Origin of the sequence: Maricaulis sp. (assembly GCF_030149515.1) — a bacterium.
Taxonomy (GTDB): domain Bacteria; phylum Pseudomonadota; class Alphaproteobacteria; order Caulobacterales; family Maricaulaceae; genus Maricaulis.
In genome coordinates, this window is record NZ_JASBRI010000022.1 from 79,078 (window position 1) to 94,493 (window position 15,416).

At 62.9% G+C, this 15,416-nt stretch carries 8 protein-coding genes and 1 pseudogene; 5 read left to right on the forward strand and 4 right to left on the reverse strand.

Features of this window, described 5'->3' with window-relative positions; translation table 11 throughout:
- The first annotated feature begins 232 nt into the window (after positions 1 to 232).
- Entirely contained in the window at positions 233 to 2,503 is a 2,271-nt protein-coding gene (locus Q1U94_RS09275; protein ID WP_300543695.1) for a nitric-oxide reductase large subunit, read from the forward strand.
- 101 nt (positions 2,504 to 2,604) lie between these two features.
- Here Q1U94_RS09275 and Q1U94_RS09280 read toward each other — a convergent pair whose 3' ends face one another.
- Entirely contained in the window at positions 2,605 to 3,042 is a 438-nt protein-coding gene (locus Q1U94_RS09280) for an Rrf2 family transcriptional regulator (protein WP_300543697.1), read from the reverse strand.
- A 149-nt stretch (positions 3,043 to 3,191) separates the two neighbouring features.
- Here Q1U94_RS09280 and Q1U94_RS09285 point away from each other — a divergent pair, with 149 nt between their 5' ends.
- The 4 genes and pseudogenes from Q1U94_RS09285 to Q1U94_RS14125 form a co-directional block, all read left to right on the forward strand.
- On the forward strand, positions 3,192 to 5,099 hold the full coding sequence (locus tag Q1U94_RS09285) for a ribonucleoside triphosphate reductase (protein WP_300543700.1): 1,908 nt from the start codon (positions 3,192 to 3,194) through the stop codon (positions 5,097 to 5,099).
- Position 5,100: 1 nt separating this feature from the next.
- Positions 5,101 to 5,799 carry an anaerobic ribonucleoside-triphosphate reductase activating protein gene (locus Q1U94_RS09290; RefSeq protein WP_300543703.1) on the forward strand — a complete coding sequence of 233 codons (699 nt, stop codon included), beginning with the start codon at positions 5,101 to 5,103 and terminating at the stop codon, positions 5,797 to 5,799.
- Positions 5,786 to 7,012, forward strand: coding sequence for an NnrS family protein (locus tag Q1U94_RS09295; RefSeq protein ID WP_300543705.1), 1,227 nt, complete (start codon positions 5,786 to 5,788; stop codon positions 7,010 to 7,012). Before Q1U94_RS09290 ends, Q1U94_RS09295 begins: the two co-directional genes overlap by 14 nt.
- Before the next feature lie 297 nt (positions 7,013 to 7,309).
- Positions 7,310 to 7,432 (forward strand): annotated as a pseudogene (locus Q1U94_RS14125) (U32 family peptidase); the annotation flags it as partial.
- Positions 7,433 to 7,486: 54 nt separating this feature from the next.
- Here Q1U94_RS14125 and Q1U94_RS09300 read toward each other — a convergent pair.
- The 3 genes from Q1U94_RS09300 to Q1U94_RS09310 form a co-directional block, all read right to left on the reverse strand.
- A complete protein-coding gene (locus tag Q1U94_RS09300; RefSeq protein ID WP_300543708.1) occupies positions 7,487 to 9,061 on the reverse strand; it encodes an MFS transporter in 1,575 nt (524 codons plus the stop codon).
- 324 nt (positions 9,062 to 9,385) lie between these two features.
- The gene (locus tag Q1U94_RS09305; RefSeq protein WP_300543710.1) at positions 9,386 to 11,929 is read right to left on the reverse strand and encodes a glycoside hydrolase family 3 protein; all 2,544 of its coding nucleotides are present in this window, start codon (positions 11,927 to 11,929) and stop codon (positions 9,386 to 9,388) included.
- 240 nt (positions 11,930 to 12,169) lie between these two features.
- Complete coding sequence (locus tag Q1U94_RS09310; RefSeq protein ID WP_300543713.1) at positions 12,170 to 15,337, reverse strand: TonB-dependent receptor; 3,168 nt, start codon at positions 15,335 to 15,337, stop codon at positions 12,170 to 12,172.
- Positions 15,338 to 15,416 lie beyond the last annotated feature (79 nt).

Sequence of the window (15,416 nt, forward strand, 5' to 3'; positions counted from 1 at the left end):
GGTCTCCCGGCACCCGGACAGGCAGATAGCGGCAGACGGCGGCAGGAACTTTGCGCTGGCGCAATGTCCGGCAGTCGCCGCCAAACCGGAAACGGCTCGGGCGCACAGCGCCTATTTGATCTGAAACAAGTCCGCGGACTTCCGGGTCCGCTAACGGTGCCTCCTGATCGCTCCCGCGCCGCGGGAGCCGCAACCGCTCTTTACGAGGGAGACCATCATGCAGGAGCGCTCCATGCGGAAGCTCTGGGCGATCCTGGCGCTGATCCTGATCGTGTCGTTCAGCTGGCTCGGCCTGCTGGGCAACGAGATCTACCGCCAGGCCCCGCCCGTCCCGTCCGCCGTCGTCACCGCTGACGGGACGGAAATCTTCACCCGCGACGACATCCAGACGGGCCGGCAGGTCTACCAGTCGATGGGCGGCCAGCAAGTCGGCTCGATCTGGGGACATGGCGGTTATCTAGCCCCGGACTGGTCGGCCGACTGGTTGCACCGGGAATCTCTCGCGATTCTCGACACGTGGGCACAATCCCGTTTCGGCCGCCCCTGGACCGAACTCGGCGAGGAGACTCAGGCCGGCCTGCAGGCGCGCCTGGAAACCCACCTGAGGGACAACACCTACGACCCCACTACGGGCCGGATCCGGATCAGCGATGAACGCGCCGCGGCGATTGCCCTGGTCGCGCAGCACTATGTCGACCTGTTCGGCGACAATCACGCGCTGGAAGCCCTGCGCGAGGATTATGCGATCCCGAACGGCGCCATTCCCGATGCGGAGCGCCGGCAGGCGCTGACCGCCTTCTTTTTCTGGACCTCCTGGGCCACAGTGACCCAGCGTCCCGACCAGGACGTGACCTACACCAATAACTGGCCGCACGAACCGCTGGTCGGCAATGCGCCGTCCGGTCCGAACATCATGTGGTCGATCGCCTCGGTCATCCTGCTGATCGCCGGCATCTCGGCGCTGACCTGGTGGCATGCCGGACGCAAGGAAGAAGCTGCACCGGTACCGCCGAAGGAAGACCCCTTCACCGGCCTCAAGCCGACCGCGTCGATGAAGGCGACCAGGAAATACTTCTGGACCGTCATCGCGCTTTTCCTGGGTCAGATCCTGCTGGGTGCCATCACTGCCCACTATTCGGTGGAAGGCCATGATTTCTACGGCATTCCGCTGGCGGACATCCTGCCCTATTCGGTCACCCGGACCTGGCATACCCAGCTGGCGATCTTCTGGATCGCGACAGCCTGGCTGGCCACCGGCCTCTACCTCGCCCCGATTCTGGGCGGCAAGGAGCCGAAATTCCAGGCGCTGGGCGTCAATGTGCTCTATGTCGCGCTGCTGATCGTCGTTGTCGGCTCGATGGCCGGCGAATGGCTGGGCGTGCAGCAGGTTCTCGATCTGGACATGAATTTCTGGTTCGGACACCAGGGCTGGGAATATGTCGATCTGGGCCGCTTCTGGCAGCTCCTCCTGTTCGCGGGGCTGATGATCTGGCTCGGCCTTGTAGGCCGCGCCCTCTACCCGGCACTCAAACAGCCCGGCGAGGGCCGCCCGCTGACGGTGATCCTCTTCCTGTCGACCATCGCCATCGGCCTGTTCTACGGCGCCGGCCTGACCTGGGGCCAGCACACCCACCTCTCGATGATCGAATACTGGCGCTGGTGGGTCGTTCACCTGTGGGTGGAAGGTTTCTTCGAGGTCTTCGCCACCGCGGCAATCGCCCTCCTGCTGGTGAAGCTGGGCCTGGTGCGGGCCCGTACGGCCAATCACGGCGTGCTGTTCGCCACCATCATCTTCCTGACCGGCGGCGTGCTGGGCACGCTCCACCATCTCTACTTCACCGGTGCGACCACCTCGGTCATCGCCGTGGGCGCCGTCTTCTCGGCCTTGGAAGTGGTGCCGCTGGCCCTGATCGGTCACGAGGCGCTGGAGAACTACCGCATGACGAAGGCGGCGAAGTGGGTTCAGACCTACAAATGGCCGATCTATTTCTTCGTCGGCGTGTGCTTCTGGAACCTGGTCGGTGCTGGCCTTCTGGGCTTCCTGATAAATCCGCCGATCTCGCTCTACTACGTGCAGGGCCTCAACCTGACCGCCACGCACGGCCATGCCGCCCTGTTCGGCGTCTACGGCCTCCTGGGCATCGGCCTGATGCTGTTCTGCTTCCGCGGCCTGTTCGCCAGACATGCCTGGTCGGACAAGATGCTGGCCTGGTCGTTCTGGCTACTCAATGGCGGCCTGGCGATGATGGTCTTCATGAGCCTGTTCCCCGTCGGCGTTCTGCAGGCCTATGCCTCGATCACCGAAGGGCTCTGGTACGCCCGGTCGGCCGAATTCCTGCAATCGGGCATCATCCACTTCTTTGTGTGGATGCGGGTGCCCGGAGACATTGTCTTCAGCGCCGGTGCCATCGTGCTCGCCCTGTTCGCCGCCAAGCTTGTCTGGGCCGGCTTCCGGGGCACGAAGGAGGACCAGCCCGCCCCGCTCGGCACACCCGCCGAGTAAGGCAGGTCCAGCGACCGGCGCGGCCTTAGAAGCGCCGGTCGCCGGGCCGCCCTGCCGGCTCCCGGGTATCCGACCGCCCGGGAGCCGGTTTCTTTTTGGCTCTAGCCCGCCAGCTCAAGCAGGTCCGCGAGCCTGTCCCGGCGTCGTGCAATATCGGCCAGACTGACACCGTCCAGCGCGCCAAGATAGGCGTCGGTCGCGCGTTTGAGGGCGCCCATGAGACCGCAGGCGGGCGCGATGAGACAAGTATTGGTCTCGGGCTTGAAGCACTCGGCCTGGGCAAAATCCTCTTCCATCGCCCGGACCACATCGCCAACGATGATTTTGGAGGGATCCCGGGCCAGGCGAAGCCCGCCACCCCGGCCCCGCACCGTTTCCAGAAAGCCTTTCTCGCCCAGGCCACGCACCACCTTCATGAGATGATTGCGCGAGATACCATAGGCGGTGGCGATCGCCTCGATCGTGCATGTGTGTGCCGGCGATACGGCCGCATAGATCAGCACGCGCAAGGCATAGTCGGTATGGGTCGTCAGCCGCATCCACCTGAACTCCAAATCATTTTTCCGCTCCACCATAGCCGGGCGGCGACAGATTGCCACGGCGGGGGCGGCGACGATTGCAAAAAGAGTATATTTTGTGCATCTTTTAGAAATGGCCACTAGATATTGATTCTGGCAGGGAGACACACATGCTCGACACAACCCCATTTTCCGGCCCGGACGACACGTCCCGACCGGTCCGGCTGGCCGGCACTTCGGTCGACGTTGTCTCGACAGTTGAGGAGTATCTTGGCGGGGCCGACTGGCGCATCAAGGCCAATGCCAATCAGGGCTATTCTCTGGGCGGGCTGATTCTCAACGTCGCCGGCAAGGTGATTGCCAATTACTGGCTCGACGAAGTCTATCCGCCGGCCATTGGCCGGGCCCACCGCGAAGCCGACATCCACATCCACGACCTCGACATGCTCTCGGGCTACTGCGCAGGCTGGTCCTTGCGCACACTGTTGAACGAGGGTCTCAACGGTGTCTCCGAAAAGGCGGAGGCGGGGCCGCCGCGGCACTTCTCCGTCGCCCTGGGCCAGGCCGTGAATTTCCTGGGCGCGCTGCAAAACGAGTGGGCCGGCGCCCAGGCCTTTTCCTCCTTCGACACCTATATGGCCCCCTTCGTGCGCGCCGACCGGCTGGACTACGAGGCCGTGCGCCAGGGGCTGCAGGAATTCGTGCACTCGCTCAACGTGCCCTCGCGCTGGGGGACGCAGACACCCTTCACCAATCTCACCTTCGACTGGGTCTGCCCGGAGGATCTGCGCGATCAGACACCGCTGATCGGCGGCGAGGAAGCCGATTTCACCTATGGCGAACTGCAGGCCGAGATGGACCTGATCAACCGCGCCTTCATCGACGTAATGACGGCCGGCGACGCCAAGGGCCGGGTCTTCACCTTCCCTATCCCCACCTACAACATCACCGGGGATTTTCCCTGGGAAAGCGAGAACGCGAAGGCCCTGTTCGCCATGACCGCGAAATACGGCCTGCCCTACTTCCAGAACTTCATAAATTCCGACATGAAACCGGGCCAGGTCCGCTCGATGTGCTGCCGGCTTCAGCTGGACCTGCGGGAGCTTCTCAAGCGCGGCAACGGCCTGTTCGGCTCGGCCGAGCAGACCGGCTCGATCGGTGTCGTCACGGTCAACTGCGCCCGGCTGGGCCATCGATTCCGCGGCAATTGGAGCGGACTGGTGGTCGAACTCGACCGCCTGCTGGAACTCGGCCGCGACAGTCTGGAGATCAAGCGCTTCTACGTGCAAAAACTGATGGATCGCGGGCTGTTTCCCTACACGAAGCGCTATCTGGGCACGCTGCGCAATCATTTCTCCACGCTGGGCGTGAACGGGCTCAACGAAATGGTGCGCAACTTCACCGGCGATACCGACGACATTACCACCGAGCGCGGCGCCGCCCTGGCGCTGGACCTGCTCGACCATGTGCGCGGCCGCATGCTCGAATTCCAGGACGAAACCGGCCACATGTACAATCTGGAAGCCACCCCGGCCGAGGGCACGACCTACCGCTTCGCCAAGGAAGACCGCAAACGCTTCCCGGACATCCTGCAGGCCGGCACTGACGATCAGCCCTACTACACGAATTCGTCCCAGCTGCCGGTCGGCTTCACCGACGATCCCTTCGAGGCGCTGACCCGGCAGGACCCGATGCAGACCCGGTATACCGGTGGCACGGTGCTGCACCTCTATATGAGCGAGCGGATCTCGTCGGCCGATGCGTGCCGCCGGCTGGTGCAACGGGCCCTGTCGAACTTCCACCTGCCCTACATCACCATCACACCCACCTTCTCGATCTGCCCCACACACGGCTATCTCGCCGGGGAGCATCATCACTGCCCCAAATGCGATGCGGAAAAGCAGGCCGCACTGCCGGAGGGGGGCGTGCTGGCCGAGGAAGACCGTCAGCCCTGCGAGGTATGGACACGGGTGATGGGCTATCACCGCCCGGTCGCCGCCTTTAATCCGGGCAAGCGCGGCGAGCATGAGGAGCGCACCCATTTCGAGGAGGCGCGCGCGCGTCTCAGCGCGGCCTGACATGGCTGGCCGGACTCTCCGCATCGGGGGAATCGAACCCTTCTCCACGGTCGATTTCCCTGGCCGGCTGGCCACCGTACTGTTCTGCCAGGGCTGCCCGCTCAAGTGCGGCTATTGCCACAATCCGGGCCTGATCCCCGCCGACAGCGGGCAATCGATCGGTTTTGCCGAAGCGCTCTCCGCGCTGAACGCGCGCAGCGGCTTCATTGATGCCGTCGTCTTTTCCGGCGGCGAACCGCTGGCCCAGTCGGCCCTTCGGGACGCAATCGACGCGGTGCACGCGCTCGGCCTTGCCACAGCCCTGCACACCGCCGGAACCGCTCCGGGCCTATTTGCCGCCCTTCTGGACCGGCTCGACTGGGTCGGTTTCGACGTGAAGGCGCCTTTCGACGATTATGGCCCCGTAACCAGTGTCGGTGCCGCCGGACGGAAGGCCCTGCAATCGCTGGAGCATTTGCTGGCATCGGGCGTGGCCCACGAAGTCCGCACCACGGTCTGGCCCGACCGGATCGGCACGGGCGAACTGGACCGCATCGCGTTTGCGCTGGAGCAAGTCGGCGTATCCCGCTTTGTGCTTCAAGAATGCCGTGGCCCCGACCGCTCGGTCTGGCCAGGCCCGTCGCCGCTCGACGACACGGTCTTCATGACCGAGCTGAGCAGCCGTTTCGACGAATTCGAGGTCCGCCGTGCACAGAACTGACCCGTCCGCCTTTCGCCGGTCCACGCCCAGGGACGCCATTTCGGCTCGCCGCGATTACAGCGGTCCGGCCTTGTTCAGCTACGGTTTCAGGCCCTTTTTCCTGTTTGGCGCGGGCTGGGCGGCCCTGGTGGCCCCGATCTGGATTTTCGCCTATCTGAACGGACAGGACATGATCGGCTCCACCCCGGCTCTAATCTGGCACGCCCATGAAATGCTGTTCGGCTTTCTCGGCGCCATCATTGCCGGCTTTCTGCTGACGGCCGTGCCCAACTGGACTGGCCGCCTCCCGGTCCGCGGCCTGCCATTGATGATACTGTTCGCCCTGTGGATCGCCGGCCGCGCCGCAATGCTGGCCTACAGTACGCTCGGCCCGGTCGCGGCCATTGTCGACAGCGCATTTCCTCTCGTTCTGGCGGGGCTTCTCTGCCGGGAAGTGGTCGGCGGAGCCAATACGAAAAACCTGCCCATCTGCGTACTGAGCAGCCTGTTCGCGCTCACCAATGCCGGTTTTCACCTTGCGCTGGCGACAGGGGCGGACTGGCGCGGCCCGCAGACTCTTGCAGTAGCCGTCATCACTCTGATGATCGCCCTGATCGGCGGACGCATCGTGCCCAGTTTCACCCGCAACTGGCTCGTCCAGAACGGCCGGACAGGGGCATTGCCCGCTCCCGTCGGGTATTTCGACCTGGCCGCATTGGCCTTCGCCGGTGCGGCCCTGGCCGGATGGGTGCTCGCGCCGCAGGACTGGCTTGCCGGAACGCTCCTCATTGCCGCCGGCGGTCTGCACGCGGTGCGCCTGGCGCGCTGGCAAGGCTGGCGCACCGGCGCCGAGCCGCTCGTCCTCATCCTGCATGCAGGCTATGCGTGGGTTCCGCTCGCCCTGGTCCTGATGGGGCTGGCCGCCCTGATTCCGGGCCTCGTGCCGGCCTCCGCCGCTCTGCATGCACTCACGGCCGGAGCAATGGGCACGATGACGTTGGCGGTCATGACACGGGCAAGCCTTGGCCATACGGGGCGGGAGCGCACTGCGGACGCTTGGACGAAACTGATCTACATGCTCGTGATCTCGGGCGCCCTGATCCGGGTGCTCGCGCCCTTCCTGCTGGGCGATTTGCAGTATCCGGCCATCGGCCTGTCGGCGGCCCTGTGGAGCGGAGCTTTCGCCCTGTTCACACTGCGCTACGCGCCGATGCTGACCACATCCCGCCGATAATCGCATGGCGAGTCCGGCCGAGACTGCGCGCCGGCCGGCGGTGCCTCGGGCAAAGCGGGCGGTTCCCGCCGGGCACTTTTCAAATCCGTCAGCACCCATGCCGCGAGGCCGGTTCCAATGAAATCCACATGACCGCCACTCCACGCTTTCCCGGAGAAACCAACATGATCAATTCCAGAACGGCGGGGCCTGCCCGTTGGCGTCATTCCGGGCGAAGGCCGGACTGGACTGGACGGAAATCTTGCCGCTTCCACTGCTGCCAGGGCTCTGGCGGTTGCTGGAAAGGATCGGCTGATGCTGGAGCTCGTCTGTCCGGCCGGCACCCCTGCCAGCATGCGTGCGGCGGTAGGGAGTGGTGCCGATGCCGTGTATTGCGGCCTGCGCGACGCCACGAATGCGCGTAATTTTCCCGGCCCGAACGCTTGTGCCGCATCCTCCTGCCACCCGGAAGGCGGGCGTGAAGACCGGCCCCGGCTAGCCGGCCTGCTCAAGCGTGCGGCCGCGGGTCTCGGGCAGGAAGAAGAAAACAAGACCGAAGAATAGGAAGGCAGCAACGGCATAAAAGGCAAACGTCGTCGCGACGCCCAGCGTGACCAGCTGGACCGGAAAGGCGAGCTGGACACCAAAGCTGGTCGCGCCGTTCACAAAGGCCAGAAGGGCGATACAGGCGCCGCGGATGTGATTGGGAAAGATCTCCGACAGCACCACCCACATCACCGGTCCCAGCGACACCGCGAAGCTCGCGACAAAACACAGTATGCCGGCAAGTATCAGCGAAGCGGGAACTGAAATCGCCGCGCCGATCAGCTCCGCCTCATGTGCGCTGAACAGGCGCGGACCGAGAACGTCGACGAGAGCCGCCTTGTAGGTCACATCGTTCGGGAAATCCCGGTTGATCAATCCGGTAAGTTCGTGAGCCCGCACGGCCTCGGGCAGCGCCGCGACGGCATCCGCCTGCAGGACATAGCCCGCCTGGGAGAATCCCCAGGCCACCACCGCCAGACTCATCCCCGCCCCGGCGAGTCCCCCGAGCAGGAGAGGCTTGCGCCCCAACCTGTCGATCAGTCCCATCGCCACAAGCGTGAAAACCACATTCGTGGAACCGAGCAATGTTGCTTGCGCGAATGCGGCATCGACACCCACACCGCTCTGCTGAAAAACGACCGGCGCATAGAAATAGATCGCGTTTACGCCCGAGATCTGCTGGGCCACGGCCACGATGAGACCCACGCCGAGCGCCGCGATCACGGGCCGGCTCAAGAACGCCGTCCAGGCAATCCTGCGGCCGGTGCCGGTCGCGCCGCCACTGGCCCGGACACGGTCCAGCAGTGCCTCGACGCGCTCGCTCGGATAGAGGCGCGCCATGATCTGCCGGGCGGCAGCGAGCCGTCCGTGTAACACCAGCCAACGGGGGCTTTCCGGGACCGCCAGCGCGACAAGAACAAGCCACAATGAAGCCGGCACCAATTCCATCGCGAACATCCAGCGCCAGGCATGGTCGCGAATTCCGAGCTCAACTATCCAGCCTGTATCCACATGGCTCAGACGCTGGATCAGCAAATTGCCGAAATAGGCCGCCGACAGGCCCAGCACGATGGCCAGCTGGTTCATCGACACGATCCGTCCGCGAAAGGAGGACGGCGATATTTCGGCCAGATAGAGCGGCGCCAGGACAAGGGAGGAAAAGGCCAGACCGCCAATGCCGCGCGCGATGACGAGATCCGCGAAACCGTTAGCGGTGACGGACAGGATCGCCGAGCACACATAGAGCAGTGTCACCAGCATGAGGAGCGGCCGCCGGCCGAAAACATCGCTCAGCACACCCACGGCCAGGCTGGCAAACATGGCGGTGAGCGTCGGAATGCTGACAATCCAGCCCAATTGCCAGTCGGACAGTCCGAACCGGACCGTGACGGCCTCGGTAACACCGGAAATCACCACGGCGTCGTAACCGAAGACGAAGCCGCCCAGGCAGACAAACATCCCGATGCGGATCGATTTCGACGCTTCACCGTTCAGACTGACCTCCTGCGGGGCCAAGGTATGCAAGCCGGCCTCACGCGGCCCGGGCGACGGCGAGCCTAGCGCATGCCCGGCCGGCCAGCGACCGGATTGCCCAGTGGCCTGCCCCTCCGCTCGGTACCGTACCATCCGGCGCCAGACAGCGCCTGAGACGGCGATGTCGAACGCCATCTCGGGGGCTATCCGGCAATTCCGGCGCCGTATCTATTCCTGCACGGCTTTGCCGGCAGACCGGGCCGGGCAAAGAGCTTCATCGGACGGTTGCCACCATTCCGCCCAAGTCCGGCACCGGTCAGCTCGCCCGGGATGGACGTACTGACCGGCCAGTTTTTTCAGCTTGGCCCGAGTTGGTCAGAGCTCACAGCCCAGACCTTCTGAGCTGGCTTCAGCGATGAAGATGTCGGCAAACCAGATCTCCAGGCCGTCCGTGCCGGAGACGCCAAGCGCCACGTCCACATCGGCGAGGTTCGCACCTGCATCGGCAAAGCAGCTGAGCGGGATTTCAGCCCGTCGCCAGCCCTTGCCTGCATCGATCTGGATCGACTGGGTCATGTCCAGACGGCCTTCGCAGCCTTCACCGCAGCCCATCCAGAACTCGGTTGAGCCAGCCCCGGCATCGGTGACCTGATAGTGGACGGATATGGCCATCCCGCTATTTTCGCTGAAGTCGAGACCTTCGCCAGCAATCAGCACATCGCCGTCGCCGGACCAGCTGATACGACGGCTGTCATCCTGGACTTCACGGTCATCGAGGGTCACCGACACGGCGCCGCCGGGCGAAGAGGCGTCAGGTCCGGACACAATCCCGGCATCCTCACCCTCCGCCAGGACGATGGAGAAGGGTTCCTCGGACCGGCCACGCGACATCAGCTCGAACGCCATTGCGCCGTCGCCAATGGACACGCCACTGTCTTCGGACAGTTCCGGAATTTCCACATCGTCCCCATAGGTGAGGCCATAGCCGAAGGCGAAAAGCGGATCATAATTGTCGTCGTGCGGGTTCAAGACCGTCTGGGTCGCGAGCTGCGGCCAGGAGAAGGTCAGCGAGCCGGAGAAGTCATGGCGCGGCGCACCGGTTTCATCGGCCACCAGGACGTCGGCAATACCGCCGCCCTCGGATCCCGGCAGCCAAGCCGCCACGAAAGCGTCGGAGGCGTTCAGCTCCCGGTTCATCCACATGGGCCGGCCGCTTATGAAGACCGCGACGGTCGGAACGCCATCGGCCTGAAATTGACGCAGCAGCTCAAGCCCACGCTCGTCGGTGAAGACGAGCGTATCCCGATCACCGACAAATTCCGCGTAGGGTTCTTCACCAAAGACAATCACGGCCACGTCGGGACGCACATCGCTCTGACCGTCTTCAGCCAGAATAATCGTTCCGCCAGCTTCGTCGACAGCCTCAACGAAGCCGTCATAGACCGATTGGCCGCCCGGGAAATGGTCATTGGTATGGCCATCGCCTTGCCAGTTTATGGTCCAGCCGCCGGCCTGCTTGGCAATGTTATCCGCACCGTCACCGGCGATCAGGATCGTCTGGGAGGGATCAAGCGGCAGCAACCCGCCATTATTCTTCAACAGGACCAGCGACTGACGCACGGCCGAACGGGCGATCTCGCGATGTGCCTCGCTGCCGATCAGATCGAAATTGCCGGCGTGGCGGCGTTCAGACGGGCGAACCGCATCGAACAGGCCCGCACGCGCCTTCACCCGCAGGATGCGCAGAACCGCCTCGTCCAGACGCTCCATCGGGATGGTGCCGTCCTGAACCTGAGCCAGCAGGTTGCCGTAAAGCGCCTGCCAGCTGCCCGGGGCCATGTACATGTCGAGGCCGGCCAGCAGTGCTTGCGGGCAGTTCTCGTTGGTGCAGCCCTCAATCTGGCCGTGACCTTCCCAGTCACCAACGACAAACCCGTCGAGCCCCATGCGCTCCACAAGCACGTCATGAAGCATGGCGCGGTTGCCGTGCATCTTGATGCCATTCCAGCTGTTGAACGATGCCATCGCGGTCTGAACGCCCGCGGCAATGCTCAACGGGTAGGCCGGCGCATGAATGTCGCGCATCACTTCCTCTGTGACGCGGGTATCCCCCTGGTCTATGCCCCTGTGCGTGCCGCCATCGCCGACAAAGTGCTTGGTCGTGGCGATGGTGTGATCGGGCCCCAGAAAGTCATCGCTGTCAGGATCGCCTTGCAGGCCCAGTACGATCTGCTCGCTCAGACGCGCAACAATCTCGGGAGTTTCCGAATAGCTTTCATAGGTCCGGCCCCACGTATCATTCTGCACCACTGCAACGGTCGGCGCGAACGTCCAGTCCTGACCGGTGGCGCGGATTTCCAGCGCGGTGGCTTCGCCAATCTGCCGCATCAGCTCAGGATTGTTGGCGGCGCCCAAACCGATATTGTGCGGAAACAGCGTCGCCCCGACCACATTGCTGTGACCGTGAACCGCATCAGTGCCCCACAGGATCGGGATGCCGACTCCGCCATCGCTGGTATCGGTCGAGGCATCGAAATAGGCATCGGCCAGATCGACCCAGGCCTGGGGCGGCGCATAGTTATCCCCCCCCGGCGCAGAGTTCCCGCCATTGAGGATCGAACCGATATTATATTCAGCTGCCAGTTCCGGTGTGATGGCGCCGATATCGGCCTGGATCACCTGGCCCACCTTTTCCTCAACCGTCATTCGCGAGAGGAGGTCAGCGATAAAATCCTCGATTTGCGGATCCCGTCCGACAGGTGATTGACTTTCGGGCCAGATTTCCGGGTGGACGGTGACGCTGCTCGTGCTGTTCGAAACTGTAATGCCCGCGCGATCTTCAACCTGGACCTGCCCGGGCTTGGACGGGTTGATCTCTACAGGCTGCGAGCAGGCAGCAGCGCCGAGCAAGAGCACCATGATTGCGCTGCCTCTGAGAAGAGATTTTGCGCTATAAATCATATTCTTGTTCTCCATTTCGGCAGTCAGACGGGGTCGGTCTGGTAAGCAGCCCTCGCCCTGTTCCGCCAGCGCAAGGCTGTGAATTACTGAAGTTTGGGCCGCGCGAATGCGTGGACCGGATGGCGAAAAATAAAAGGGGCAGGATCAAGCGCCCCGCCCCTTCAATTCAGTCGCTCACGTCATAGGGTTCGCACGCCCTTAGAAGTCGTAGCGGATACCGAACTCGACGCGACGGTCGTTCACGAAGACCGAGCGTGCGTACGTCTGTCCGGCAGCATCTATCTGCTGGCTCGCCGACGACTTGGTATCGAGCAGGTTGGCGCCCTGGACGCTGAGCTCCAGATTGTCCGTGACCGTCCATCGCAACGAGGCATCAAGGAAGCCGATATCGTCCTGTCGGATCGGGTTGCCGGTGACATAGTCACGATAGGAGCTCCAGTACTCGGAGCGCCAGTTATACGCCAGACGGGCTTCGAACCGGTCATCCTGATAGATACCGATGAGGTTATAGGAGACGTCGGACAGGCCGAGCAGCTCGTCAATGCCCCAGCGATAAACCGTCAGGAAACCTTCAACGCCATCACCGTCAGTGTCCCGGACCGAAGGCAGCGCCTCGGCTTCGGAGGAGATGAGCGTCAGGTTGGCCTGCATGCCAAGATTGCCCCACAGGCCGGGAAGCGCGGTGAAGAAGTCCTGGTAGGAAAACTCGATACCTTCAACCGAACCGTCACGAAGGTTGATGTTACCGTTGTAGACAACCGGCACCTGATAGCCATCGAGATTAAGGACGTCCTGGGTCTCGGTGCCATACACGATGACGTTGTCGAGCTCCTTGTAGAAGGCTGACATGGAGAACAGGCCTTCATCCCCGAAATACCACTCGTAAGAGACATCGAAGTTTGTCGCCTCGATCGGCTCCAGGAGCGGGTTGCCGCCATACTGGTTCAACTGGTTCGGAACAATGTCAACGATCGCTGGCGGAGTCGCCGTCGTGTCAGTGACAAAGCCGAGATCGGCGACAGTGGAGCGGGTTGAGTTGATGGCCGAAATATCTGGTCTCGTAATCGCCTGGCTGGCGGCGAAACGGATCAGCATCTCGTCATTGAGATCCCAGCGCAGGTTGAACGACGGCAGGAAATACTCATAGCTGCTGTCCAGGCTGTTCGGGCCGTTCGGCGTGTCAAGCAGCGCTGCAAGCTCGGGCAGGAAGTCTCTCGGCTCGGTGTCGTCTGCAGGATCATCCGGTGCGAACGCGGCATAGCCGATAACGCCGCCGCCAGTGTTTTCAGTCCGCACATAGCGCAGACCGAAATTGCCCCTCACGGACTGACCGCTATCGAAATCCTGACTGAAGTTCATCATGCCGTAGAGGTTGATGGTCTCTTCCTTGACCGAGCCATCGATGCCGCGATCGGCATAGTCAATCACGCCATTCTGACGAAGCGGCACCCAGTCACCGATCTGAAGGTTGCCGTCAGAATTGGTGCCGGCACCCAGGAAAGGCTCGGCGGCGAGCGACGCGACGAAGGCGTCGATATTGCTCATGTTTGCCTGACTCGGGTACACGATCGACGTCAGATCGCCTTGGAAGACACCGCCGCGCTGGAACTGGGCGAAATCGAACGTCTCGAAGAAGTTCTGGTTGTCCATGTTCGCATACGGCAGATATCCACCGGCCCACGGCGGAGCGATACCCCCCCAGTTCAGACCGGCACTGCGATTGACTTGCTCGCGCTCTGAGAAACGGGCACCGATTTTCACCGAGTCGAACCAGCCATCGCTGTCGAACTCGTACTCAGCATCACCGCGGATCGCGAAGAGATCACCGGTGTTGTCCTGGTACTCGTCGGCAGCATACAGCAGGAAGGCATAACGCGGATCGGCCAGATCACCCAGGGTGCCCGGGTTCGGACCACGGGTGGTGCCCCACGAGGCAAGCTGCACCTGGTCAGACAGGAAAAGCTCGATTTCCGGGTCATCGGTATCGGAGAAGTCAAAGCGGTAGTCAGCAAAGTGATTGCCGCCTGCCCACAGGCGCTCCAGCGATGCCTCGGCGTCGGTGTAGTGCGCGTCGAATTCCATGAAGAGGCGGTCAGTCGCCTGCCATTTTAGGTTCGCACTGAAGTCCTGGGTCATGGACTCCTGGACCTGGTTGATCGCCAGGGACTGCAGAGGCGTCTGAAGCACGCCACCCTCACCCAGCCAGTCGCGCAGGTTGTTGGAAACCATGCCTGACTCCATGAGGCCGCCATCGACCGGAATCAGGTTCTCGCAAATCCCGATGCCGCCATTTGCGGCCTCACCAGCACCGTTACACCGCGGGATGCCCGCGGACGTGAATGGAACGATGTTGCGCGTGCTCGGATCACCGAGGACGGTCCAGTTCCCCCACGATTCTGCATCTGTGAAGAATTCGATCGTGTTTTCGCGTGTGGTGATTTCGTTTTCAACGCGGATAGCTCTGACGGTGAGCTCGATGTCCCCGTTCGGAGACGCCCACTGAGCCGCCACATAGAAACTGTCCCGTTCACGACCGACCGAGGCGTCGCGCGCCTGCCAACCGCCCGGTAGAGCCATGGTGGTGCCGGGATTGTCCGGATTCGAGATCGCGAGCGGCGGCCCATACTGGAAGCCGTCAATGTTCGAATTCAACTCAGAGGTAGAAAAGGAGCCAAGCAGGCCAAACTCGCCAGAGCTGTTTGCCCAGCGATTGCCGGCGATAGCGCTGATGCCCGGGCTCCACTCCTCGGCGAGGTCGGTATAGATGACCTCGGCAGCCAGCAGCGCAAACGGACCATCGCGGTCGAACGGCTCCAGGGTGCGCAGGTTCACCGTGCCGGAGATACCCCCTTCGATCATGTCAGCGGTCTGGTTTTTGAAAACATCCACCGCGCCAATCAGTTCCGGCGGGATGCTGGCCCATTCAAGAGCACGGCCACCGTTCGCCGAGAAGGCATCACGGCCGTTGAATTCCGAACGCGCATACTGCAGGCCACGGATAATGTTGCCCGAACCTTCAGGTGACGGGAAGTCGCCGTCGCTGCCCCCCAGCTCAAAACGCTGTGTCACCACACCCGGAATACGCGACAGAGCCTCAGCAACCGACAAGTCGGGCAGCTGGCTCACGTCGGACGAGGTGATGGAATCCACAAACGTGTCGGCCTCGCGCTTGATATTGCGGGCGTTCAAAAGCGCGCCGCGCACACCGGTCACTGTGATCACGTCAGAGGCTTCCGCGTCATTGTTCTCGGTGTCGGCCTCCTGAGCCATTGCACTCTGGAAGCTGATCGCCGCCATCATGGCGGTTGTTCCTAGCAAGGCGTGCCGCGCAGAACGCCAACGCTCGCTTTTGGTCGTTTCACTCATTAGTTTCCTCCCCCGGATTCCGCAAAAACAACGTTGTCTTTTTGCCGCGGAATTTCTCGCTGCCAATATTTATATATGT